The 25,070-nt window shown below is 38.6% G+C and carries 18 protein-coding genes; 6 read left to right on the forward strand and 12 right to left on the reverse strand.

The genetic code is table 11. The annotated features are described in order from the left end of the window. Window positions 1–12: 12 nt before the first annotated feature. A complete protein-coding gene (locus tag MSVAZ_RS13655; RefSeq protein ID WP_048121831.1) occupies window positions 13–297 on the forward strand; it encodes a hypothetical protein in 285 nt (94 codons plus the stop codon). A gap of 459 nt (window positions 298–756) precedes the next feature. On the opposite strand, the gene MSVAZ_RS13660 is transcribed toward MSVAZ_RS13655, so the two are convergent. Both MSVAZ_RS13660 and MSVAZ_RS13665 read right to left on the reverse strand, forming a co-directional pair. Next, on the reverse strand, window positions 757–1,173 hold the full coding sequence (locus tag MSVAZ_RS13660; RefSeq protein ID WP_232316102.1) for a transposase: 417 nt from the start codon (window positions 1,171–1,173) through the stop codon (window positions 757–759). A 29-nt stretch (window positions 1,174–1,202) separates the two neighbouring features. After that, window positions 1,203–1,562, reverse strand: coding sequence for a transposase (locus MSVAZ_RS13665; protein WP_048119490.1), 360 nt, complete (start codon window positions 1,560–1,562; stop codon window positions 1,203–1,205). A 534-nt stretch (window positions 1,563–2,096) separates the two neighbouring features. Here MSVAZ_RS13665 and MSVAZ_RS13670 point away from each other — a divergent pair. Further along, complete coding sequence (locus MSVAZ_RS13670; RefSeq protein WP_048121833.1) at window positions 2,097–2,672, forward strand: hypothetical protein; 576 nt, start codon at window positions 2,097–2,099, stop codon at window positions 2,670–2,672. A gap of 8 nt (window positions 2,673–2,680) precedes the next feature. After that, a complete protein-coding gene (locus MSVAZ_RS13675) occupies window positions 2,681–3,175 on the forward strand; it encodes a hypothetical protein (RefSeq protein ID WP_048121835.1) in 495 nt (164 codons plus the stop codon). Here MSVAZ_RS13675 and MSVAZ_RS13680 read toward each other — a convergent pair. Together MSVAZ_RS13680 and MSVAZ_RS13685 are read right to left on the reverse strand one after the other, a co-directional pair. Next, a complete protein-coding gene (locus tag MSVAZ_RS13680) occupies window positions 3,141–5,960 on the reverse strand; it encodes a type I restriction endonuclease subunit R (RefSeq protein WP_048121837.1) in 2,820 nt (939 codons plus the stop codon). The genes MSVAZ_RS13675 and MSVAZ_RS13680 overlap by 35 nt on opposite strands. A gap of 632 nt (window positions 5,961–6,592) precedes the next feature. Continuing rightward, window positions 6,593–8,062, reverse strand: a complete 1,470-nt coding sequence (locus tag MSVAZ_RS13685) for an NAD(P)/FAD-dependent oxidoreductase (protein WP_048121839.1) — start codon at window positions 8,060–8,062, stop codon at window positions 6,593–6,595. An 827-nt stretch (window positions 8,063–8,889) separates the two neighbouring features. On the opposite strand from MSVAZ_RS13685, the gene MSVAZ_RS13690 reads away from it, so the two are divergent. Further along, window positions 8,890–11,649 (forward strand): NosD domain-containing protein, encoded by a 2,760-nt coding sequence (locus MSVAZ_RS13690; RefSeq protein WP_048121841.1) that lies wholly within the window; start codon window positions 8,890–8,892, stop codon window positions 11,647–11,649. 223 nt (window positions 11,650–11,872) lie between these two features. On the opposite strand, the gene MSVAZ_RS13695 is transcribed toward MSVAZ_RS13690, so the two are convergent. From MSVAZ_RS13695 to MSVAZ_RS20505, 4 genes are all read right to left on the reverse strand, one after another. Next, window positions 11,873–14,611, reverse strand: a complete 2,739-nt coding sequence (locus tag MSVAZ_RS13695) for a DEAD/DEAH box helicase (protein ID WP_048121844.1) — start codon at window positions 14,609–14,611, stop codon at window positions 11,873–11,875. Window positions 14,612–14,882: 271 nt separating this feature from the next. Beyond that, window positions 14,883–16,754: a DUF2207 family protein gene (locus MSVAZ_RS13700; protein WP_048121846.1), complete on the reverse strand. Its 1,872-nt coding sequence runs from the start codon at window positions 16,752–16,754 to the stop codon at window positions 14,883–14,885. Window positions 16,755–17,178: 424 nt separating this feature from the next. After that, window positions 17,179–18,384 carry a serine/threonine-protein kinase RIO2 gene (locus MSVAZ_RS13705; RefSeq protein WP_048121848.1) on the reverse strand — a complete coding sequence of 402 codons (1,206 nt, stop codon included), beginning with the start codon at window positions 18,382–18,384 and terminating at the stop codon, window positions 17,179–17,181. Between the two features lie 41 nt (window positions 18,385–18,425). After that, a complete protein-coding gene (locus tag MSVAZ_RS20505) occupies window positions 18,426–18,599 on the reverse strand; it encodes a hypothetical protein (protein WP_157206096.1) in 174 nt (57 codons plus the stop codon). A gap of 251 nt (window positions 18,600–18,850) precedes the next feature. On the opposite strand from MSVAZ_RS20505, the gene MSVAZ_RS13710 reads away from it, so the two are divergent. Continuing rightward, on the forward strand, window positions 18,851–19,063 hold the full coding sequence (locus MSVAZ_RS13710; protein ID WP_048121850.1) for a hypothetical protein: 213 nt from the start codon (window positions 18,851–18,853) through the stop codon (window positions 19,061–19,063). 318 nt (window positions 19,064–19,381) lie between these two features. On the opposite strand, the gene MSVAZ_RS13715 is transcribed toward MSVAZ_RS13710, so the two are convergent. Continuing rightward, window positions 19,382–19,780, reverse strand: coding sequence for a transcriptional regulator protein (locus MSVAZ_RS13715; RefSeq protein ID WP_048121852.1), 399 nt, complete (start codon window positions 19,778–19,780; stop codon window positions 19,382–19,384). A 794-nt stretch (window positions 19,781–20,574) separates the two neighbouring features. Here MSVAZ_RS13715 and MSVAZ_RS13720 point away from each other — a divergent pair. Then, on the forward strand, window positions 20,575–20,868 hold the full coding sequence (locus tag MSVAZ_RS13720; RefSeq protein WP_048121854.1) for a hypothetical protein: 294 nt from the start codon (window positions 20,575–20,577) through the stop codon (window positions 20,866–20,868). 889 nt (window positions 20,869–21,757) lie between these two features. On the opposite strand, the gene MSVAZ_RS13725 is transcribed toward MSVAZ_RS13720, so the two are convergent. The 3 genes from MSVAZ_RS13725 to MSVAZ_RS13735 all read right to left on the reverse strand — a co-directional run bounded on the left by MSVAZ_RS13725 (window position 21,758) and on the right by MSVAZ_RS13735 (window position 24,981). Further along, on the reverse strand, window positions 21,758–22,792 hold the full coding sequence (locus MSVAZ_RS13725) for a hypothetical protein (protein WP_048121856.1): 1,035 nt from the start codon (window positions 22,790–22,792) through the stop codon (window positions 21,758–21,760). Between the two features lie 642 nt (window positions 22,793–23,434). Beyond that, window positions 23,435–23,845: a hypothetical protein gene (locus MSVAZ_RS13730; RefSeq protein ID WP_048121858.1), complete on the reverse strand. Its 411-nt coding sequence runs from the start codon at window positions 23,843–23,845 to the stop codon at window positions 23,435–23,437. Between the two features lie 629 nt (window positions 23,846–24,474). Beyond that, window positions 24,475–24,981: a gamma carbonic anhydrase family protein gene (locus MSVAZ_RS13735; RefSeq protein ID WP_048121860.1), complete on the reverse strand. Its 507-nt coding sequence runs from the start codon at window positions 24,979–24,981 to the stop codon at window positions 24,475–24,477. Window positions 24,982–25,070: the final 89 nt, after the last annotated feature.

The raw sequence follows: 25,070 nt of genomic DNA on the forward strand, positions 1-25,070 counted from the left end.
AGGAGCCTTTTTATGGGAATTTTTAAAGGACTTGTTTATGTAAAACATGGAAGGGTCGGAAGCAAATCTGAAGGCCCGGACTACTATCTGCAGACCTGTGATGGTGAGTATCTGCTAAAATATGTGGACAGGTGTTTATGGAAACCGGATTACTATCTTGAGTTTTTCTGCCGTAAGTTTGTTGAAATTAATGGAGAGTTTGATAAGGAAGCAAATACAATATATGTAAAAGATATAAGCGAGATCTGTGTGGGGCTTATCCCTCAAAATCAAGAGCTGTTGACAAAGAAAATATGAATATACTAATTTTGGCTCTTCGTCATTCCCTATGGATAAGATGATTTTCAATTTAAGACCGCATTGGTTTTTATGAAAATATTATGAGGATATCCACACAAAACCACGAAGAGCCCTAATTTTCTTAATTTTTTCATTTCTACTTTAATTTTTTTAACTTAAACCTAAAAGGCTAAATAGCTATGTCGAATGTTCGAGATACTTTTTGTATTTTTTTGTGTTTCTTAAGAAGCATCAGTAGATTTTCAGTATCAGTTATCTGGGTTCTCCGTGCATTTTTAAAAGAACTTAATTTGTATAATCGTTCTCTTTTGGTGTAGGATAAAAGTTGGAGATAAATTATTAGTATTTTCAATGGAACATGTCACTTTCGTGAAATTTATTTAATACAAAGTGTGTTTTTCCCTTGACGGAATGAAATAGTTATTGGTATTAATATTTTTAAGAAATTAAACGAGCCTATCCCAAAAGCTCATTTACTCTAATTATTGCTGCTACCATTACAACTCCTAAATATGATGTCTCTTTAATTTCATATCTTGGAAATACTTTCTTGCATGACTCTATCCAGCTAAAGAACCTTTCTACTATGCTTTTCTTTTTGTATTCTTCTTGATCTACTTTTATTGGTCTTCCTCTCTTCTTTTTCTTCCTATTTCTTTTATTTACTGGTATATTGGACTTTATTCCTCTTCTCCTGTTATATTTTCTAATTTTAGCTGTATCATACATTGCATCAGCTGTTACTTTGGAAGGCCTGTTAACAGGCCTTCCTACAGGTCTCTTTATATTGAAATTTTTAAGTGTAGGTATATAAAGTGTAGAATCATTCTTATTTGCAGGAACAATAATAATCGAGAGAGGTAAACCTTGCAAATCTACTAAAACGCTTATTTTTATTCCTTTTATTTTTTTGTGGCCATCGTAGCCGATATCCCCCCTTTTTTAGCCGGAACATCCTTTGTATCAGTAAAGCAGTGAGAAAGATCTATTTTATTCAAATCGTAACCTTTGTTTAAAAGTTCATTGAAAATCTTCTGATATATGCCATGTTCACACAGATATAGATGGAATCTATGTACTGTTGACTTAGATCCATATTTCCTGGGAACGTCTTTCCACGTACAACCTGTCATAACAACGTACAAAATACCGTTCATTAACTTCCTCAGATTTGCACGTGGCCTTCCTGTAGGCGGTTTCTGTGGAGGAAGATAAGGTTCCATGGATTCCCATAGAACATCATCGATTTCACGAAATGACATAAAGGTAAATTTATAATTTCAACATAATATTGCTTTTGGGATAGGCTCAACATTAAAACTTGCCATATATTTTTAAAGCTTAATGCGTTGCTTGAGACTGTTTTTAACATCACAAAATTCTAAAAGTTTCAACAAATATGTGAAATTAACTTTTACTCATAAAATTTGGAGAGAATACAAAAAATCATTTGAAATAATCATCTTTTGTCAAAAATTAAGAAATATTTTTCCCCCCATAGTAATTCTTCTTAGTTTTAATTCTCATAATTACATAAATTACCTATAATAATATTTGTTTATTTATGCTGAAATCTTTTCAATTTTAAATATTAAAATAAGATGTTAATTGACTGAACTATATAAGAAATTTAGGTAGTATTTAAGATTTATAGAAATCCCATGGATAAAGATTTTTACATTTTTTTGAAAACTCTAAGTAATTTTAGGATTCATCTTCAAAGCCAAAACGTAAATCCTTAATTAATTCATAAATTATGAGGCTTATTGCAAATATATATGTAGGTGATCCTGATTATGATGGATAATATTAAATTTGATGAAATCTCGTACAATATTATATTCGAAAGGTATCAAAGAGAATTTCAAAGAACCCTAAATATTGAAAATAAGGCATCTAATGTAGTTGGTTTTGTAGGAGTAATATTTGGACTTGATTCAATTAGTGGGCTATATGTTTTTGAACAGATAAAAACTGGAGATCTATCCTTTGGTAGTATTCTATTTTATGTATTAAGTCTAGTTTTTTTAATAATTTCAATACTTCTTGCTGTTAAAGTGTTATACGTAAAAGAAAGGTACATTGTACCTGAACTTACCTATTTTATGGAGAATTATGTTAAAACTGGAAAAAGTAAAGAAATGATTTTATATAAATTATCTGAGCTATTCGTTTATGCTGTTGATGGTGGATGTAAGTTTGAAGGAAATGCAAATACTAACATCAGAGACAAGTTTGAAGGAAATGCAAGTATAAATGATCGAAATGCTAACCTTTTACGTTACTCTTTTTCATTTTTTCTGAGTGGAGTTGTTACAAGCCTAATCTTCATGTTTTCAGTTTTAATAGGACTATATAATTCATTTTACTGAGGGTGTTTATGGCACAAAGAGGACAAAGATCGGATGAAATAGTTAGAATTGTTGAAAAAGAATTAGCAAATGAATTTTCAAACCAATTATCAAGGAAATTTGAGGAGTGGATGAATGATTTTTCTATTAATATGGACAACCATTTAGAGGAATTTGGAAATAAAATAAACGAATTATCTGATAAAATAACCTCACTGGAAAATAAAATATTTGATGAGCGCCTTAAAAGCAATATAGATTTAAGACTAGGAGGACCTAGATTAGAAGGATATGGCATGGACTTCGGATTGGGACGTTTCAGACTAGAAGGTCATATGGTACGAGAAGCTGATGAGTTTACTGCCACTTGTGTCGAACCTCCTAAAGGATTCATTTACTTGGTTCCGATACAAGACACTTTTGAAACACTAATAGTTGATAGTGAGAATTTATTGAAAAGAGGAGAGAATCTATTAGATAAAAATCGCTTTATCCAGTCAACACTTCACTCAACTCCTCCATAATCCCCACTAGATCCTCCCCAAATAACTCATAAGCTTTAAACGCCCCTCCTTTCCTGTTAAACGGCACATTCTCAAAGTCCTCAACCTCGATATCCAGCGAGGACGCAATATGGTCCTTGATCATTCTGAGCCACTCTTTCTGTTCTTCTGAAAAGGTTCTGCCCGAAGCTTCCTGAGCTGATAGCCATTTTTCAAACCTTGATTCAACTGTATCCGGAAAAGGTTCGAGAATATCGGATTCTCCGAGTTCGAAGCGAAGGATGGAAACTATATTGGTAAGGAGTTTTCCCGGAGTTGCCTGTTTGACTTTTGACAGGTCGAGGGCTTCGTAGGCTTGCCAGAGTTTTTCCGGGGTCAGGTAGTAGGGAGGCTTTTCTATGGATTCGGCAAGCTGTTTGATTGCACGGTATGTGAGGTGCCTTTTTCCGTAAGGGGTGTTGTAGATTATCTGAAGGGCTGTAAGTTCGTCTTTGTTTTCTTCAATGAATTTGTGGAAGTTTTCTATGGTTTTTTGGGCTTTTTCTTTTGCATCGGCGTCAAAACCTGCGTAAAGAACTCGATCTTCGCTTACCGTGTCTATTACCTGTTCGTTTTTGCGGTGCAGGTCAATGAGGAGGTTTCGAAGAGTTGGAGAATCAAAAGGAGCACAGGCTTCAGAGGCGAGGATTTCTCTGGCTTTTTCCAGCTGGACGGACGAAGGAGAATCAGTATTGAAGAGGATTTTTGCTTTTGCTTCCTGAACATCCGGGTCAACAGCGTCAAGGAGAGCATTTGTAAGGACGCTCAGAGACTTGCCGCCTGACTCATTTTCGATCTTTTCCCGGTCGTAGGAAGTGATTTCTCGGTCGAGGCGGGCCAGGCGGCCAGCAAGGGTTGTTAGGGTATCTTCATCCCGGCTGCCAAAAGCGACCTGTATCAGAATTTTGTCAAAAGGAACGGTCTTTTTTCTTTCAAGGGGACGGGAATCGGTCTTATCGCTCTCGCAGATCCCTACTGCATCCACGATTATAAAATGGGTCTTTCCTTTCGTGCAATCTGGACTTATTTCCTTCATATCATCCAGGTTTATCGTGCGGGTGCCTCTTCCTTTCATCTGCTCAAAATAAACGCTTGAACGGACGTCCCTCATGAAGAGAACGCATTCAAGGGGTTTTATGTCCGTCCCTGTGGAGATCATATCCACGGTTACGACAATACGCGGATAATACTTATTCCTGAAATACTTGATCAGGGTTTTCGGGTCTTCTCCAGTGACCCTGTAAGTGATTTTCTTGCAAAAATCGTTGCCTTTTCCAAATTCTTCCCTTATAATCTCAACAATATCTTCAGCATGAGAGTCGTCCTTTGCAAAAATCAGGGTTTTTGGAACTTCGGATCTGCCTGGGAATATTTCAGTAAAGAGTTTTTCCTTAAATGTTCTTATTACGGTTCTTATCTGGTCTTTTGAGACAACCGAGTGGTCAAGCTTCTTTTCGTCGTAGGAAAACTCGTCATCAAGTTGTTCCCACCTGATCTTTCTCGTAAGTTTATCCCGTTTGTCTATATAAAAGCCGGCTTCAACCTTGCTACCTTTTTCCGTAATTTCAGTTTTTATTCTGTAGACTTCATAACCTACGTTTACACCGTCTGCGACGGCTCTTTCATGTGAATATTCCATGACAAGGTTCTTATTAAAAAAACCTAATGTTTGATTTGATGGCGTTGCAGTCAACCCAATGATAAAGGCATCGAAATACTCAAGCACCTGCCTCCATAGGTGATAGATTGATCGGTGGCATTCGTCAGTTACAATGAAATCAAAATACTCAATAGGGATGTCAGGGTTGTAATCGATTGTTCTTTCCTTTTTTGCCTCTTCTGATTCCTTTCCCGCTTCTTTCCCTGAAAAGTCTGCCCAGCGATCAAAAGCCGATTCTTCCTCAAGTTCCGGATCCAATTCTTTTTCTCCTTTGAGCATTGAATACAGGCGTTGAATCGTAGTGATGCATACTTTGCAAACAGGGTCTAGGCTGTTTGATTTCAGGTGCTGTACGTTGTATACTTTTGTAAACAACCGCCCATCACCAGGAATTGGATAGCTATCAAACTCCCGCAACGTTTGCTCTCCAAGGTTATTTCTGTCAACCAGAAAGAGCACTCTTTTTGCTTTTGAAAACTTGATCAGCCTGTTAATAAAACTCACAGCGGTATACGTTTTTCCACTGCCTGTCGCCATCTGTATCAAGGATCTTGGACGGTTGTCTGCCAGTGATTTCTCAAGGTTTTGAATTGCTTCATACTGGCAATCCCACAGTTTTTGCCTATCCAGCGGAACTAGCTGTGAAGTTTTAATAAGTCTACTTCTCAGTGTATCTTTTTCCTCAATCAATCCTTTAAGGGTTTCTGGTCTATGAAACGAAAAAACTCTGCGAGAACGAGCATCAGGATCTCTCCGGTCTCTGAAGTTTGTCTCATCGCCTGTGCTTTCATAGCAAAAAGGAAGCGGCTCATTTACTGCCAGAAGATCTGCCAAACTGCTTTTTGCATACTTTTCAGACTGTTCGGCAACTCCGCTCAGGGTAAATCCTTTTGGTTTTGCTTCAATAATGCCTACAGGTCGCCTATCAGCAAAGAGAAGATAATCCGAAAATCCGACTTTCAGGTGGGCTTCCGTGACTGCAACCCCTATACTTTCACTGGGTTTCATTTCGTATAGATCCTGAACTTTCCAACCTGACAGTTCAAGCATCTTATCGAGATCTTCACGAGCAATTTCTTCGGGCTTTTTGCTACTTTGCAAAACCATAGATACTCTTCCGGTTTTTAATCACAGCCGACAATAAATAATAATATTGTAAACTTGGCTAACTTTAAAACCTTTACTAATTTATCTTAATGAGCGCTTATTTATTTTTGTAAAAGGTCTGCGCCAAAGATTTTTTCCCGCATAACGCAGGTTTAGAAAAATGTAATTCACTCTTTTCCAACTTAACAGCTAAAAACAGGAAATGACTCATAAAATAATTTCAAAAAAATTTTAGATTATACTCTTATATGTTAAAAGTTCCAGCTTACATAACTCCATTATACTGGTAATATAATCATTAAACTAATGGAACTAAAGTTTACTATATTCCACTAACAATTATACCAGTAAAGTAACATTATACGTTAAAAATATTATATAAGATAAGCTCATGGTATAAATTGCGTCCCCATCTATCTAAACAAAACTCCACTAGCAACATCTACTCCACAAAGATCTGCGGCATACAATCAAAGGGATTAAAATTTAGATTGAGTCCTGAATTTTATTCCAAACCTCTTTTCAGACTAAGAAGCGAATTTTTTAATGTATTTCAGTAAATCCGGGCTTTCAGATGGGGACGTAATCTTTCTTGAAACAAATTTTCTCTCTGTTTTTTCCTTCGCCTGAGTTCATTCTATTACTCCTTCCTTTTCTCTTTCCTTTTCTCCTTCCTTCTCTTTGACCATATTCATTATCCCCTCAGCCGCCAAAATTCCGGTAGCAGCGGCGTTGACTATGTCCCTTGAAAGTCCTGCCCCATCTCCGGCTGCAAAGAGGTTTTTGATGCTGGTTTCCATTTGCCTGTCGACTTTCAGGTGCATTGCATAGAACTTGACTTCAGGGGCGTACAGCAGGGTTGAATCTGAGGTAACACCTGGAATGATTTCATTTAAGGTTTCAAGGCCTTCGATTATATCCATGACTATCCTGTGAGGCAGCGCCATTGAAATATCGCCTGGGGTTACGTCTTTGAGTGTATTTACAACAAGGTTTTTTGCAAGGCGTTCTTTTGTAGAGCGTCGGCCCCTTCTTAGATCACCCATGCGCTGCAGAACTGGCTTTCCTCCCCCAATCGTGGTTGCAAGTTTTGCGATTGAACGGGCGTATTTTGTGGTATTTTCAATGGGTTCGGTAAGCTCGACTCGGACAAGAAAAGCAAAATTGGTATTTTCGGACTCCTCGTTTGCCAGAGAATGCCCGTTAGTTGCAATAAAGCCTTCATATTCTTCTTTTACGACATATCCGCGCATATTTGTACAAAACGTCCTGACAAAATCATCGTAACGGCGGGTCTGAATATGGAACTTGGGATCGCGGTTGATTTTTGTTACAGGGTCCATAACGATGGCAGGGACTTCTACCCTTACCCCAATGTCAATTCCTCCGTACCGGGCTTCAATTCCATGCTTCTCAATCATCTCCGAAACCCAGTTGCAGCCACGCCTCCCGGGAGATAGGAGCACGTAACTGGCCCGGAGTTCTCGCCCATCAGAAAGTATAATCCCTTTACAGGTCTCGTCTTCAATCAGCAGATCTTCTACCTCGGTTTCAAGCAGGAAATTCACTCCTTTATTAACAAGATCCTGTTTGAAGCGCCCTATAACTGCAGGGGCGTTATCTGAACCTATATGCCGCTGCTTTATCTCAATAAAACGAGCCCCGACCGAAGCAGCCCTGCGTTTAAGCTCTTCAATTTCCGGGCCTTCGGTCAGCAAAGCTCCCTGAGGTGCCCCAAACTTCAAAAAGACCTTATCCACTTTTTCTACGAGTCGCCAGGCTTCGGTCTGGTCACCTGTAAGGGCTGCCAGATCTCCTCCAACATCAGGCCGCAGGTTTAAAGTTCCGTCCGAAAAAGTCCCACAGCCCCCAACCCCGCACATAATATCGCATGGTGTGCAGTGCATGCAGTATGTATGGGTTTTCATAGGACAGAAGCGTTCATCTATATCCCTGCCCATATCCACAATAAGAATTTTCAACGGCTTTACCTCCGCAAGCTCGTAAGCCGCAAACATTCCGGCAGGCCCTGCCCCTATGATTATTACATCGTAGTCTGAATTTTTCCCCTCTCTCCCAGACAGTTTCTTTTCATTATCCATGTTCATCACCCTTTTAATTTTGTAAGTATTGGAACAATCCTGAGTTTCCGGTTTCAGAAATTTCCAGTTTCAAAATCCCAATCATAAAATCCCAATCATAAAATTTCAATCTCAAATCCCAATTCAAAATTATAATCTCAAAATTTTAATTTCAATGTTTAGAATTTGTGACAGTTTAGCATTTCAGACGTTTCCAACCTCAAAAATCCAATCTTGAAGTTTCCAGTTTGGACATTTCCATATGAGAAATTGAAATTCCTGAAAGTTATGACTAAATTTAAACAAAATCTGTTAAGAACCCCTTCTGTAAATCCCCAAATCTCAAACAAAGTATTTAACTAGCTCTTAAATTGCCTTTTGTGCTTTTTTGCTCATAAAAAAATCAATTTTTATACTTAACCTGAATTAAAATTATTTCTATATACGTATAAATGTACCGAATCAAAGGAAGCCTGAAAAATACAAACTATTACACATAATTAAGTATTCTACACATGATTAAGTATTAATCAGCTATGAAACTGTCTGTATAAAAAACTTCCATTTCATTGAAAATATAGCTTAAAGCGTAATTTGAAATATCTGTATATCAGGATCAAGGTCCAGATTAAAGAATTTAAGGATTAAAATAGAACAGAAATTAAATTTAGAGATTAAAACCTGTTAAAATTACATATAACTCTGCAACATACATTATTTTTGCTGAGGAAGTAATCAAGGATATATAATAAAGAAAATAAATTCTATTAGTCCTTAAATCATATATCTTTTTTGAGGATTTGTGATCTTATTAGTATGATATTTCTGGTTTAAAGGGGGAAGTAAAGGTGTGGGTAAATAAATTCATAATCCTTTTAGTAGTTACTATCTTTTTCATGATTCTAATTCATAGCCCTGCATCTGCAAGGGAGATTCTGGTAGGTAATAGTAGTTCAGGTGCAGCTTTTCCATCTATTCAGGAAGCGGTAAACGATTCATCTCCAGGGGATATTATTCTTGTTTATCCGGGTATCTATAATGAGAGTGTAGATATAGGAATAGATAATCTGAACATTCATTCTGCTTCCGAAAAACCTGAAGATACTGTTATTCAGACTTTCAATTTGGCGGCTAACAACATAGTTGTCAGTGGATTTAGCATACACGAGAATGTTAGTTTGAGGCCTTTTTATTCATCTGGTCAGGGATTTATCGAGAACTGTATTGTCAAAAATAACCTTTTTTTAGAAAACAGTTCAGGTATCCTTCTCGATAATTGTTACAATTCCACTTTTGAAAAAAACATAATAATAGGGACTGAAGCAGGCATCAGGGGTAGTGAATGCTATAATTGTATTTTTTCTAACAATAGATTTTCCAATTCGAGTATTCACTTAAGTTCAGGAGGCAGCGAGATTAACATTACGATAATTAACAATACGTTTCTGAATGGTCAGATCGGCATCAACTACTGCAGTAAAAATAAGATTATAAACAATACTATAGATGGATCTGGATCTGGAATCTGCATCATCGATTCACATGATAATATAATAGACAATAATTCAATCTCCAACTGCCTTAGCGGTATTTCTGCAGCTTTCATCTCCGGTGATAATCAGATTACAAATAATACCCTGACCTCAAACACTGAAGGGATCATTATTGCTCATTACTCTTCAGGGAATACAATAAAAAATAACACAATTTCAAACAACGATATTGGCATATCTCTGGGGGACATTGCTCTTGTAATTGACAATAGAATTGAGAGAAATAGAAAATGTGGAATCTCTCTGGATTTATCTCCCAATGATCCTACTTCTACTGGTACCATTTTGATTTACAACAATTTTTTCAATAACACAGTTAACCTCTTCAATAATACTGAAATCGACTATCTCGAACGTGGCTTAGATGACGCTGTCTGGAACACTACAAAAACCCCGGGAAAAAATATTGTAGGAGGCCCGTACCTGGGCGGCAATTACTGGGCAAAGCCTGATGGGACTGGCTTTTCCCAAAACTGCAATGACTGGAACGGGGACGGGATTGGTGATTTACCTTATAATATCAATGGAACTGAGTATGATTATCTTCCTCTTGTATATAGATCCAAAGATAAACAGCCAGTCTTTCCTGTTGCCGACTTCAGTGTCAACGTAACTGGAGGTTATGTACCTCTTTCCGTCCTGTTTACAGATCTCTCGCAAAATGCAACATCCAGAGCATGGGATTTTGATAATGACGGAATCGTGGACTCTAAAGATAAAACACCGGTTTATGTGTATCCTATGTCCGGTACGTATGCTGTCAATCTGACAGTAAGCAACGCAAACGGTACTTTCTCGAAACTATATCCAATAACCGCATACGATAGGCCTCGATACATTCTCAAAGAGGCTCAGATCACCACAAACAAATATAATCAGACGATGCCTGCCATCTACGGAGACAGGATTGTATATTTAGATGACCGCAATGGACCAAGATACCACGACATCTACATGTACAATCTATCCACTTCCAGAGAAACTAGAATTACAACAAATAGTTCATATCACTATAATACGGGGCCTGAAATATACGGGGACAGGATAGTCTGGCAGGAGTTTCGCAGTACCGGTAGTCCCGATGTACTGGACAAAACCGATATACATATGTATAATCTTTCCACTTCCAAAGAAATTCAGATTACTAACAGCGGAAAAGCATTTTATCCTGACATTTACGGGGACAGGATAGTCTGGACGGATACTCGCAACGGAAATGGAGATATTTATATGTATGACCTTTCCACATCAAAAGAGACCCGAATAACCACAAACGAGTCGCATCAGGATAATCCCGCTATCTATGGGGACAAAATTGTGTGGGAAGATTCTCGCAATGGAAAAGGCTATGATCCTACCGATATCTACATGTACGACCTCTCCACTTCCACGGAAACTCAAATTACTGCTGACGATTCAGATCAATACTCTCCTGATATCTATGGAGACAAAATAGTGTGGAAGGATTCTCGCAATGGATCGAATATTTATATGTACGACCTTTCAACTTCTAAGGAGAGCAGAATCACTAACATCCAAGGCTATCCGGGATATCACGCTATCTATGGTGACAGGATAATATGGGTAGATGATCGCAATAGAAATGGTGATATCTATATGTATAATCTCTCTACCAATGCGGAAACTCAAATTACTTCAAATAAATCATTGCAGTCAAGCCCTGCAATCTATGGTGACAGAATAGTCTGGACAGATTCGCGTAATGATTATACAGTCAATGGTCTTCCCCACACAAATTCGGATATTTATATGTGTACGGTTTCGGGAATAGAACCGTCACTGAAAATACCTGTTGCTGACTTCTTTGCGAATGTAACATCAGGAGATGTTCCCTTAAAAGTATTATTTACTGATAACAGTACAGATGCACCGATGTTCTGGTATTGGGATTTTGGAGATGGAATTAAGTCAAAACATGCTTTAAACGCAACGCACACATTTACTAAACCGGGAAAGTATGATGTGAGCCTTACAGTAACGAATGAAAACGGTAGCAACACCAGGATCATACCTCAGTATATTACAGTAACCTGAAGAATGGATATCTTAGATTGAAAAATCAATCAGTAAAAGGTCAAGGCTATGGGAAAAAATAGGAAGTAATCGATCAACTCTGAAAAAAGCTCTGAAAAAACTCCCACAATAATTAAAGAACTGCCTAAAGAACCCCCTAAAGAACTCCCATAGTAATTTTCAATGAAACGGGTCCTTAGCCTTGCTGGCCAGATTTGAAAACTATCACAGAACCTTTAATTTTTTAGTTTACTCTCCTGATAATTAGCCTCTTTACAACCTTCTTCTCATCTTCTCCTCTAACAGCTTCCTTTCCTTCATTCTCTGAAACTTCAATCCAGAGCCTGAAGTTATAATCGTTGCCTGCTCCAAGGTCTCGGATGCAGATTTCAAGAGGCTTTTCCCTTGTAGGTTCTTTTTTTCCTCGGAGTTTCTGGTGGAAAGTTTTTGCGGCAGCTTTTTCGGGGGAAGGGGCAGAGATTACTCCAATCATTCCTCCATTTTCGTCCGTAGCAATGAAAGTCTTTTCTTTTTTCTCCTGCGCTTCTGGAGTTTCCTGTTTTATGGTTTCCCGCCTGAGCTGACGCCTGACCCTGCTCAGAGCATCTTCTGTACTTCTTATTTCAGGAGCTGGTCTTGAGGCTCTAACTTCGGATAGGTGTTTTTCTTTTCGTTCAGGCGGAATATAAGGGGCTTTCCCAAGGAGTTCGTGCAGGAGCATGATTGCAGCATGTTTATCAAGGGGTTCGTTATTGTTTCCACACTTTGGGGACTGAATACAGCTTGGACAACCGCTTTCACAGGGACAGCTCTCGATTGCTTTTAAAGTGCCGTCAAGTACCTCTTCAATAAGGTCATAACCCTTTTCGGCGTACCCTACACCACCCCGGTGACCGTCGTAAATGAATATCCCGCTTTTGCCTCCAAGGTCAGGATGAGAAGGTGTGGAAACTCCGCCTACGTCACTCCTGTCCACAAGCAGGTGAAGAGGATACATTGAAATCATCGCATGCTCTATAGCATGGATCCCGCCTGCAAAATCCAGTTTATGTTCTCCTACAAGCTCCTGCAGCCTGTCCGGAAGCTTAAGCCAGAGAGCCATTGTCTGGAGGCTGACAGGAGGCATCTCAAGAGAATGGGCGCTCATTACATCATTGCTCTGGGTCTGGATTTTCCTGTACCCTATAACCCTGTCCGTTACCTCAACTTCCCCAAGCCCGACTTCGACCTCCGATGCGTGTAAAAGCGGTTTTACAGCATAAGTCTCCTGTACAAGCACAGACGAGTCAATCATGGGTTTCGTATAATAGGTGTCATGCGTTTTTATGGCATGGATTTCCTTCTTTTCGTGGTCGATTCTGTTTATATAGTAGGATTCTCCCCTGTGCATATAAACAGCCCCAGGATGGCACTCCCTGAAGGCGAGAGTTTCCTCAATGTCTTTTTCAATAGGGAAGCGCTTTTCTCCCTCAAAAGCAAGGAGAGAGTAAGTATTATTATCAATTCCCCTAAGCGAAACGTGTTTGTAAGGAAACGGGTCCGTTGAATACTTCAGGTCGTCACCTGCAAGCAGGCCTTCGGCTTCCAGAAGTTCCACGACTCTTGAATACCCTTTACCGAAGAATTTCTCATCCGATGCCCTCAGAGGAAGCTCTTTTGCGGCACAGAGCAGGTGCCCTGCAAGGATATACGGATTTTTGGGGTTAAGCACCGCATTTTCACTGCTTCGTGTAAAAAAGTCGGCTGGGTTTCTCATATAATACTGGTCAAGGGCGTTTGTGCCTGCCACAAGGATAACAAGGCTTTCATTTCCGCTCCTGCCTGCCCTGCCTGCCTGTTGCCTGGCACTCATTACTGTTCCCGGATAGCCGTCAAGAATACAGGCGTCAAGCCCTCCTATATCTATCCCCAGTTCAAGTGCATTTGTAGAAATAACCCCTCGAATTTCCCCTGAATTCATTTTCTTTTCAATTTCTTCCCTTTCCTGGTCAAAATAGCCACTTCTGTACGAGCAGATTGCAGGAGAGAGATTTCTGCTCCTCAATAGCTCCCTACAACTCCTGTACATCCTCTCAACTCCCTGCCTGGACCGGGTAAAAGCCAGAGTCTGAAGGCCTGCCTGTACAGCCTTTGAAAAAAGCGAGGAAGCTTCGGAAAAACTGCTTCTCCTCAGTGTGCAACCCTTATTATTCAGATAAAGTGGCGGGTTCCAGAAAATGAATTGCTGGCTGCCCTGAAAAGAGCCGTTATTATCAACCACAGCGGCTTTTCTCCCTAGAAGAGTTTCAGTATGGTCTTCCGGATTTCCTATGGTTGCAGAACAACAGATAAACTGCGGAGATGCTCCATAGTACTCAGCCACACGCAAAAGCCTCCTGAGCAGGTTTGCCATGTTGCTGCCAATAACTCCGCGATAGTAGTGGCTCTCGTCAACAACTATGAACCTGAGATTCGAGAAAAAGCGCCTCCAGAGATGATGCCACGCAAGAAAGCTCATGTGAATCATTTCAGGATTTGTTAAGACCACATTGGTTTGCCCTTCTCTCACCTTCCTTTTCTCGGCCTCTGAAAGGGCGCCTGTATAACGGGCTATGCCTGCGCCTGATTTCAGCGACCTTTCAAACTCCAGAAAAGACTTTAACTGGTCATTTACAAGCGCATTTAAAGGGGAGATATAAAGAGCAGTTGCTTCAGGTTCATTGAGAATAGTTTCAAAAATAGGAACCATGTAAGTAAGGGACTTTCCGCTTGCAGTGGTCGTGCAGAGTACAATATCATTTCCTTCCCGAATTTTTTCTATAGCCTCAGCCTGGTGCACATACAGATCTTCGATTCCGATGCCTGAAAGGGCTGCTTTTACCTGCGGTTTAAGGGAAAGAGGAGCATACAGAGCTTCCCTTGCAGGAATTTTCTCATTATGGACGATCTGGTTTTCATAGCGGCTGGAAGCTTTTATCTGATTTAAAAAGTGAGAAATATCCATTTTTTCGGCACCGTTTTATTTTATCCGGGAAATGTTATTTTTATACTATTTTGCTTTTTTCTTTCCTATTTTCTCGCTCGTTCAATGCTCTGAAGTCCCCAGAAACAGAAAAAGTACAAGAAATTTTCGAGACAGACCTCTCACGCCTTTCATATCTTTTTCTTTCACAGTTTTTTCTTTCACAGCTTTTTCTTTCAGAGCTTTTTCTGTGCATTTCCCTATGATCGGACAGTCTACTGTCCTTTTATTTCAAGTTCTTACCTGGCACCGTCTACTCCAGAGAGACGCCATCGATATTGTCTTCTTCGAGATTGTCTTCTCTATTTATATCTCTGGAACATGATGAAGAGAAGGCATTTCCACAACTGCATTCTGATCTGCTATAATTGGAACTTATGGGATAGAAGCGGCTCTCTCTTAACTGTTTAGACGGGACGATCAGAGACATATTTTGAAGCATTTCCTTTGCGATTCCGAGAGAGATAGCGTACACCAGATAAGAATCCCAGGTCTCTATTGATTCAGGAGAATGCCCTTTAAGAGCAGAAAGGTCTGTAAGATATTTTTTGAAATTATCACATCGTTTATAGTAAAGGCTTCCTTCGGGGGTCCAGCGCCCAAATATCTTTATGAACATGCCTGAGCACCTTATCATAACGAACCCAAAAATCCCAATTAAACTGGTCAGTACATTTATCTTTGAAGCCAGAGGGAACACCTTTGAAGGGAAAAATCCCGAAATCAAAATATAATAAACAATTGAAGCTATTAGAATGGTTCGGGCAAACCAATACATATATATGTTTCCTGTGAATTGAAAATATTTAGCAAATGAAGTGTGTGCTTGAACTTTTTTGTTCCAGGAAGTTAAGAATTGATAGAAACTATTTCCGCTTTGCAGTTCTGTTTCAAGTTTTTTCCAGGAGACTTTTCTTTCGGAAGCATGAGTTTTTAACAGATAAAGCACATCTTTTTCAAAATCTTCCAGTTCAGATAAGCTTCCTTCAGCCTTCGAATATATTTCATTGTTAAGAAGTTCAACGATAAAGTCTCTGGACCCGGATTCTGGCGTATGAGATGAGTCTAATTCTGGTGTATGAGACAAGTTTGATTCTGGAATATGAGATGAGTCTAATTCTGGTGTATGAGACAAGTTTGATTCTAGTGTATGAGATGAGTCTAATTCTGGTGTATGAGATAAGTTTGATTTTGGTGTATGAGATGAGTCTAATTCTGGAGTGTAGGATGAGTCTATCTCTTCAGGTTTTAAATTTCGTAAAGAGAGATATCCACGGTTAACGAGATCCATAACCGTAGCAGTAAATCCGTCTATTGTGGGAATACCCATACGCCCCATTACAATGGCATTTACCACTGCAGGTTTGGAATTATCAGGCACTTCCGTTTCAGAAATTTTTTCATAATCGATTTTTTGTTCTCTTCCATATATATAGTATATAAGTAAAGGAAAAGCCAGAACAAACAGTGCAAATAAAAAAGTCTTCCTATAAAGGCTATTTAAGATCATATTTTTCTGTTGATATGCATTTTCAATCGCTACTATTCTTCCAAGTCCTCTAGCCTCATCTACCTTGACAGAACCGAAACCTGAGGATGTAATTCCTGGGAAGACTGCTCGGACTTCATACCATTGAGTAGAAGGGATTTCGCCTGCCCTTAAATTAATGGCACTATTTTCGATGTTTACTTCCTGCGTATAAACAACCGGATGAGTCCAGTATCGAATTTCACTTTCTTTTTTCACCGGAAGCATAATATTTCCTTTAAAACTCTTCAGAGGTTTCTCCCACTCTTCTCCCCACAGCTTATAACCCAATTCGGAGCCATTCCGGATAGATTCAGCAGGTAACGCTTTGAGTTCTCTATGTATGTCAATGTAGTCTCCATCAAATGCGTATGAAATCGATTCCCTAACATCGGTTATCCCGCTGGCATTAACAATTATATTTGTCTCAGCTCTTTCAAGTGAATATTTTGCACTTGCTGAGGATACCAGGCAGAAAGCAAGCAGCAAAAGAAGAATCGTTTTCAGTAGAGTTGCTTTCGATAAAATTGTTGTCAATAGTGCAGAATTAAGATTCGCTTCTATGGCAGCTTCAAAAGAAGCATCTGAAAGCTCCAATTAAGTCCCCCCAACCCTGTATTATATTCTGATAATTATATAATCCAGAATATTCTTAATACTTGGGTTTGAACTTGGGTTTGAACTGGCTCGCAGATATGTATATTTCGAAAAGTATAGCTCAGGACAGAGATAAGTCCGGATAAGATATAAGCCAAAAGATAAGATATAAACCTGGATTAGATATAAGTCAAAAGATAAGCGCTCTATTCAAGATATAAATCCAGATAAGCACTCTATTACAAAATATTCGTGCTTTTAACAGGTTGTATCTACTGTAATCTGTTAAATTAATCCAGACAAAAAAACAAATAATCAGTTACATTTTCGCCTTCTATTCCTATATAACATGAACTTTCCCTGTTTTTCACCGAGTTTAATACTGAATTTTCATCTGATGTAATTTGATCGCGTATGAAGTAATTCATTCTTTATCTGAAGTCTCTTTTTCCGAGGCAGCTTTTTTGAAATCCTGTACTTTTCGATCTTCGGCTTCGATTTTGCCGGCTTCGATTTCTTCAGCCTCAAATTCTTCAGTCCCAAATTCTTCGACCTCAAATTCTTCAGCTTCGAAATTTTCGGCCTCAAATTTTTCAGCTTCAAAGTCTTCTTCCTGAAAAATATCCTCTTCAATATCCTCTTCAAAGCCTTCTTCCAGAGCTTCCTCAAGCTCCCCTTCCTCTACAGTACCTCTGCTAGTCCCGCTTTCTGTGCCTTCTATTATATCCTCTGTGTTTTTACCTGCCTGACGCTTAATTTCGCGGATTGTTTCATCAAGCTCCCTTTTAATTCCGTATTTTCGGAAAAAATGAGTCAGGACATTTGAAACATCCCTTTCGAGAATTTCGTCGGCGTGAGGATGTTCAGGAGTGATATACTGAGGCCAGTCAATTAGCTGGACGCCATCTTCGGAAGCAAATATATTATACTCACTGAGGTCGGCGTGGATGACCCCCAGTGAATAGGTAATTTTTACCTGTTTAAGGATCTCATCGAGATACCATTCGGGGTCAATAAGTTTTGTTTTTGAAAGAAGACTGCCTTTTGCAAGCTCCATAACTATTGCATGCCTGTTGTGGTCAAAGGGCTTCGGGATTGAGACCTCTGGATACAGAGTGGTCATGATGTTGTACTCCCGCTGGGCTGCAAGCCTGGCTGCATAGATCCAGGAAAAGTGTTCCCTTTCCCCAAGGTGCTCACGTACACGCTTTATTTGCTTGAAACTGGTCCTTCCTTCCCTGTGAAACTTGATTACAACAGGAACAGGTTCCCCAATTGCGAGCTCAGGTGGGAGGATTGCTTCATAGATAACCGATTCCTTTCCTACCCCGACTTCGTCCCCTATTGCACTGATACTCTTTCGCTTGACAAATGCATTAAGGGCAAGAACATCGTATCCTTCAAAATAAATCTGAAAACCCTCGTAAGGCTGGGTGTTCCTGACTACAAGCTTATTTTTCACAAGTTTTTTTAGCTTGTATTCAAGCTTCTCAAAAGGCAGCCTGGTGTATTTATTCAGTTCTTCCATTGGCACCCATTCAAAATGCTTCATTCCGGTCTCAATGCCAGTCAGGATTCTGAAATCCTTTGAGTTAAGATCTTTAAAAACCCTCAGCGCTTCGTCGATCATCTTGATACTAGATATAGTCCTCGATATTTAAATAATAGGTATCATGAACCCAGTTTCGATGCTAGAGTTGTGCCAGCCGAGTGTTCATCCTCTAACTTATCCTCATCCTCTAACTTATCCTCATCCTCTAACTTATCCTCATCCTCTAACTTATCCTCATCCTCTAACTTATCCTCATCCTCTAACTTATCCTCATCCTCTAATTTTTCCTCCAACCTTCATATCTGGAAGATAAGCACACGCTCTTACCGGTCTTTAAAGAGCAGGACGAGAAAAGGGCTTTCTACCAATTATTTTGCCCATGGATTGAAATAAAACAAAATAGCAATTTTAGAAGAGTATATAAGGGAGTTAATAAGAGATATTAGAGAAATGTGGGGGACTCAAGAGAGAACCTCGACATTGAAAAACGTTTATCTTTTATCTAGGAGCTTGAAAAACTATAAAAATTATTTTTGAAGGAACCATGGATAAAAAAACTGTCTTAGATAAAATAGATGAGTTATCGTTAATTTATGAAAATGGGGTTTTATCGCATCCCTACTGGTATATCCCGCCGAATAAAAGGTATTTAATTGCGATCCATGACGAACTATTTAAAGGAAAGTCAGAACTTAAACTGACATTAAATGAGGTCGCAGCCTTATTATTGACCCACAACTTAATTGAATTAGATTAAGTACAGGAAAATTTAGTTAGTAAGAGCCACTAAAACCAGGAATCGAAGGCGTATACTCCACACATCTGACCAGAAACATATACCTGAACCCATTTACAATTGCAAAGACTATTGCTTGGGATAAGGACAGGCTTAGGATATCCGGCATGAAGGTCTTGATTATCAGAGGACCAGATGCACAATAAAAATGAGAAATTGAAAAGCTAAACAAAGTTACACACAAGCAAGTTGTCAATATTAAATGTTTTTTTACTCCATAATAGTGAATTCCAAAAAAGGATTGTCAACCATTATGGAGCTAACCCTGTTTGAAATCATTCACTTTGAAGAAGCAAGAGGCACTTGTTTGCTCATCACTTTCAGCTTTTTGATTGCTGATATGGTTGCTTGAGATTCTTTGTAAATCCGGTCTTCGTAAAAACTTATGATCTCTTCAACCGGGACAGCAAGAGAATAGATTTTCATCGGCCGCCCTTTTCCAGGCTTTTTTTCCGAGCGCATATTAACCCAGGAATGATTGCACATTAACCTCATTGCAAGACTTACTTCGGGTTGCCTTAATCCGGTGCTGATTTCAATTTCCCGGGATGAAGCTTCGTCTACATTCATAAGATATGCCATGGTTGTAGCGGCATTTCGTGACATTCCAAGATTATTTAATGCTTTAATAAAAACATAGTCATTTTCGTCCAAAACTTTTACTTCAGAGTCTTTCATGATACCCTCCTGATATTTCGAGTTTATGAATAGTTTGTCAGCTATATCTTTTACAATTACTTTAAAAATTAGATAATAACTTATAAACAGTTTTAAAATATATACATTTGCACGAAAATAGTATCTTCATTGGTCATCGGTTAAGGTTTAAAATGTCATTCTTGCCACTGATTTAATAGTACTTAAATATATTCAATTTATTCAATGATGTTCCAGTCTCCCCTACTCTTGAAAACACGACCGGGAATATTTTCCCTTAAATTCGGCAGGTCGATATTCCACTTTTGATGATTTTTTAATAGGCGGGTTTTGGAATGATGATCCCTTATTGTGTGCAGTTTTAAGGTTTACATATGATCCAAACATAATCTCTCATACTAGAAATTCAATGGAAAAATGATTCAGTGTACATATAGTAGTAGAAAGTAGTAGAAAATAGTGGAAAGTAGTAGAAAATAGTGGAAAGTAATAGAAAAATAGTAGAAAGTAATAGAGAGTAATAAAAAGTAGTAGAGAAGACATTTTATACGACCTTTTAATATTTCAGCTGGTATCCAAGTGTATATAACTTCTCTCAAATACGATTATTTAGAAAGCTTTAAGCTTCGAAAATACATATTTTTAATTGCTGTTTGAGGTACTGTCCCTGGAAAATCAGGATTGAAGTATCCTGGGCTGAGTTCAGGAAGATATGTCTGCATTTTTATTAATGTCATAATTGTTGCGATCATCAAATCTAAAGCCCAGTGTGACGGAGTGAATTGCCCCACTTATCGTACAAAGGAGTTACAATCATGCGTGACAAGAAACTGATCCGAGTACTTGCAGAGTATCTTGCAAAATGCACAGAAATCCACGCAAGGAACGAATCGATACCACCAGAGATCCTGGAGAAGTTCATGATCGATATCGTAAGCTGCCTGGAAGTAGGGGGAGTTGGCGATGTCGGAAAAGAGCTGGTCCCACTCAAAAAAGCACGTGCAACTATCAGGCTTGCAAGGCGCGAGTTTGAGTGGCAGTGCGACAATATAGACAACCCTGAAGACTGGGAAACCTGCCTGCGGAATGCAGTATCAGGAAATGTATAATTTTTAAAGTTCTCCCCGAACTCCGTGGAATTTCGGGAATATTTCAGGCTTTAGCCCCTGCAAAACGAGGATTTAAAGGATCTTCACATCTCTCCGGGAACTGGCTCAGCTTAAACTCTGTAGGTTGTTTAGCAGGCATTCATGCGTTTAAAATTGTACCTGTTAACAACACGGGTCAAAATACAGGTCAAAAACAGAGTCGAAAACAGGGATCAAAGACAATCCTTGAGATCCGCTAATTATGAAAAGCTGGGATAATCTAAATAACAAGAGGTTGAAACCGGATAATTATAAAAAAGCTACAAAAATAATGTAGTGGAAGTCGTTTCCTGTGATGTAGTAATCAAGAGGAAGGCTCTCAAATCCTATCAAACAAGTAAGCGTTCGCATTTTTCAGATTTGGCTAAAGACCCCCACTAATTTTTAGCCTTGAACTTTTCATTAGTACTGGTTTCTTACTTTAAGGTACTTATTTGCCTCAGAAACTATCAGACTTATGCAATTGAACTGGGAAACAGTATTATGAAACTTCAATCAGTTTCAATCATAATCAGTTTCAATCATAATCAGTTTCAATCATAATCAGTTTCAATCATAATCAGTTTCAATCATAATCAGTTTCAATCATAATCAGTTTCAATCATAATCAGTTTCAATCATAATTAGTTTCAATCATAATCAGTTTCAATCATAATCAGTTTCAATCATAATCAGTTTCAATCATAATCAGTTTCAATCATAATCAGTTTCAATCATAATTAGTTTCAATCATAATTAGTTTCAATCATAATTAGTTTCAATCATAATCAGTTTCAATCATAACCAGTTTAATTATTATGTATATTACAGGCCTGCCAGTATTTTATTATTCTGTTCAGGTGCTAACCCCTCAGATTCCAGTTCTCTCTTTCCAGGATCCGGGTACATAGCGAGGCTTGTAGCTAAACTTCTCACTTCTCTTAGGAGCTTCTTTTGTTCCTTTCCAGAATCCAGGCTCATAACGAGGTCTGTAGCTATCCTTTTTTGCATGTCCTTTCCATAACCCGGGAATGTAACGCTGTTTGTATCTCATCTTCCCGATTTTCGGATTCTGTGTTGTTCCTTTCCAGGAGCCAGGAATATAACGCGGTTTGTGATCAAATTTCTTCATTTCTGGAGTTTCTATGGTTCCTTTCCAGAATCCGGGAATGTAACGCTGTTTGTATCTCGTCTTCCCTATTTTCGGATTCTTTGTTGTCCCTTTCCAGGAGCCAGGAATATAACGCGGCTTGTGGTCAAATTTCTTCATTTCTGGAGTTTCTATGGTTCCTTTCCAGAATCCGGGAATGTAACGCTGTTTGTATCTGATCGTACTTATTTTAGGGTTCTCTTTTGTTCCTTTCCAGAATCCAGGTACGTATTTTGGCTTGTGAATGAATTTATCTGCTTTTGGGGCATCTGAATTTCCTCTCCAGAACCCGGGAATGTAGCGCTGCCTGTACCTGAGACTCCCTATTTTCGGATTCATTTTTGTTCCTTTCCAGAAACCGGGAATATAACGCGGCTTATGATCACCTTTTTTTGTTATTGGAGTCTCTTCAGTCCCTTTCCAGAGACCTGGAATGTAACGCTGTTTATACTTAATTTTCTCCATCTTTGGATTCTCTTTTGCCGCTTTCCATAATCCGGGTATGTATTTCGGCTTATACCCGAGCTTCTTTACCCTTGAAGTCTCTACGGATTCCTTCCATAATCCGGGTACATAACGCTGCCTGTACTTGATCTTACTGATTTGCGGATTTATTTTTGTCCCTTTCCAGGAGCCTGGGACATAATGGGATCTGGAGCTAGACTTCTCATTCATTCCTTGATTCTTTTTTACTTCGGTTTTCACTTTTTTAATTTTTATTCCAGCTTCTTTGTTTAGTTCATGTTCCTTATGCATGTCACTAGCCTCTTTATTTAGTTAATATAGTTTAACTGCGAAATTAGCACATTAGCGCATAAAACATTAAACTCGTTAGATAATACACCGCTAACATATAAATAAATATTTAACAGTTTACTAGTGGGTGTTTAAATTCCTTTGAATAGTAGGCCGGTGTTTTTACAGGGTTCCGCTCTGACTCAACCGTAACTCTGAACGTCTCCACTAATTGTTCTATGATAGAGCGCCACACTTTTACAAAAAAATAAAATGTATTGATAAGTGCCGACGATTTGTATTCTATATCTAAAAAACAAATATGTTTATTGAAAAAATATAAAAAAGTAGTGTCTCGAGTAGTGTCTCGTAGTCCTAACTTATATATTGAAATTCTGAGTTGAAATTCTGAAAGGGATTTCACTCCTTTTTTATAAACAGCTTTGATCTTGTTTTTCAGGTAGATGGTAAGCTACTGATATCACAGGTCAGGCAATTCTACCTATAAATATGATTGCTTCGTTTTCAGATTTTTGTTTATGATATTTCCTGCCAGTAAGGAAGATCAGGAGAAAACAATTTTTTCTAAGCTCATTTTTCCTCTAAGCTCATTTTTGTTCTCTAAGCTCATTTTTCCTCTAAGCTCATTTTTGTTCTCTAAGCTCATTTTTGTTCTCTAAGCTCATTTGCTCTCTGTTCTGCTTCTTCTTTTGTCTGGAAAATCTCATTAACGCAGTTACATTTTCTAATGTTGTGGTCGCAGTGATAAATAATATACAGAATGTCAGACAGGCTGTCAGTGGGTACATAACTTAACTCGGATATTCCTCTGCCGACACGGGTATAACTTTGCCCGTCAATCTCGAGTTCTCCTGCATCTTTCATCGGATCATATCCAAAAAACACCTCGCTGTCCAGTGCTGCCTGCCATTCTTCTACGAAATATTCAGGCTGGCCCTCAATGTAATCTTTCTCACAGTCCGAAGTGCCGGAACTTTTTATATATTCAAACATATTTTCATATATGTCTACAGGTTTTACTTTTCCGTAATACAGGATGTTTATGTTTCTCATTTTCGTTTCATCTCCCTTTCGAATTCGTATTAATCTTTACGCACTTTAAAGTATTAAAGGAAAAAGCTAAAGAAAAAAACTGATTCTTCCTTCAGTTTAAAAAGTTTAAATAAAGCATGTGTAAAATAATTATATTGAAACGTTACTTCTTTTTTTCTCAATATCATGATTTTGTCTTTTTACCATCCTGTACGCATCTACTACTGCAAATATCCAGGCGCCGACAAACGTAACAAATCCAATTAAAAGAGCCATCAAACATAAGCTAATTCCCAATGCAGCAAGTACTGCAAATCCTCGAAGAGGATCACCTGCGTAAACCTGGCCGAGCCCTGAAACTACGCAGGATAATAGCGCTGCGATTGGAGGGCTTTTTTCCTATTTTTTTCTCTGTGCCACAATCAGGACCGATTTTAACTTCCTGATGAACCTCTGCATCGCATATTCTGCAACATTTTTTTCTCCATTATACTACTCCGTTAAAACCGTATATCTTTAATTAGCATGTTGCTAAAATATACTCCCAGCCATTTACATTTTTGGATTCTTTTCAAGCCAGGTGCACAGTTTAAACCATAAAAGTTCGATAATTTGTAGTAATTCACTTCTTCAGTTCTTTCGTGTATTTCTCACTTCTTCCTGTACTCTCTGACAAATTCCACATATTCGGCAGCATTTTCTGCTATGGCTTCAATCTCAGATTTCTCAATTTCCCTTTTAACCTTTCCCGGAACTCCGATTATCAGGCTGTTCTCAGGAAATTTCTTCCCTTCAGGAATCAGCGCGTTTGCACCTACAATAGAATTTTTTCCTATTTCAGCCCCGTTCAATACTGTAGAATTCATCCCTATAAGCACATTGCTTTCTACTCTGCATCCGTGAAGCACAGCTCCGTGTCCCACACTTACATCATTTCCTATCTGAACTCCATTCTCGGGGTTTGCATGAATAACCACATTATCCTGGATACTCGTCCGGCTCCCGATTTTTATCTTATTTCTGTCCCCGCGAAGCACGGCATTAAACCATACACTTGAATAATACCCTATTTCAATATCCCCGATAACGTCTGCAGAATCCGCAATAAAAGCCGTCTCTGAAATTTTCGGGCTTTTACCTTTAAAATTCATTATTATGAATATCCCTCCGCCTTTCCAAATTCAGTTTTTTTTAGTAGAATAAATTATATCCTTTTCCAATTTCAATTCATGTCATACAGGAAACT

It is taken from the genome of Methanosarcina vacuolata Z-761 (assembly GCF_000969905.1).
Classification (GTDB): domain Archaea; phylum Halobacteriota; class Methanosarcinia; order Methanosarcinales; family Methanosarcinaceae; genus Methanosarcina; species Methanosarcina vacuolata.

Bases quoted from the DNA above. Each gene is read 5' to 3' on its own strand.
- MSVAZ_RS13655 (WP_048121831.1), top strand. From the start codon at position 13: ATGGGAATTTTTAAAGGACTTGTTTATGTAAAACATGGAAGGGTCGGA.
- MSVAZ_RS13665 (WP_048119490.1), bottom strand. From the start codon at position 1,562: ATGTCATTTCGTGAAATCGATGATGTTCTATGGGAATCCATGGAACCT.
- MSVAZ_RS13670 (WP_048121833.1), top strand. From the start codon at position 2,097: ATGATGGATAATATTAAATTTGATGAAATCTCGTACAATATTATATTC.
- MSVAZ_RS13675 (WP_048121835.1), top strand. From the start codon at position 2,681: ATGGCACAAAGAGGACAAAGATCGGATGAAATAGTTAGAATTGTTGAA.
- MSVAZ_RS13680 (WP_048121837.1), bottom strand. From the start codon at position 5,960: ATGGTTTTGCAAAGTAGCAAAAAGCCCGAAGAAATTGCTCGTGAAGAT.
- MSVAZ_RS13685 (WP_048121839.1), bottom strand. From the start codon at position 8,062: ATGGATAATGAAAAGAAACTGTCTGGGAGAGAGGGGAAAAATTCAGAC.
- MSVAZ_RS13695 (WP_048121844.1), bottom strand. From the start codon at position 14,611: ATGGATATTTCTCACTTTTTAAATCAGATAAAAGCTTCCAGCCGCTAT.
- MSVAZ_RS13705 (WP_048121848.1), bottom strand. From the start codon at position 18,384: ATGATCGACGAAGCGCTGAGGGTTTTTAAAGATCTTAACTCAAAGGAT.
- MSVAZ_RS13710 (WP_048121850.1), top strand. From the start codon at position 18,851: ATGGATAAAAAAACTGTCTTAGATAAAATAGATGAGTTATCGTTAATT.
- MSVAZ_RS13715 (WP_048121852.1), bottom strand. From the start codon at position 19,780: ATGAAAGACTCTGAAGTAAAAGTTTTGGACGAAAATGACTATGTTTTT.
- MSVAZ_RS13720 (WP_048121854.1), top strand. From the start codon at position 20,575: ATGCGTGACAAGAAACTGATCCGAGTACTTGCAGAGTATCTTGCAAAA.
- MSVAZ_RS13725 (WP_048121856.1), bottom strand. From the start codon at position 22,792: ATGCATAAGGAACATGAACTAAACAAAGAAGCTGGAATAAAAATTAAA.
- MSVAZ_RS13730 (WP_048121858.1), bottom strand. From the start codon at position 23,845: ATGAGAAACATAAACATCCTGTATTACGGAAAAGTAAAACCTGTAGAC.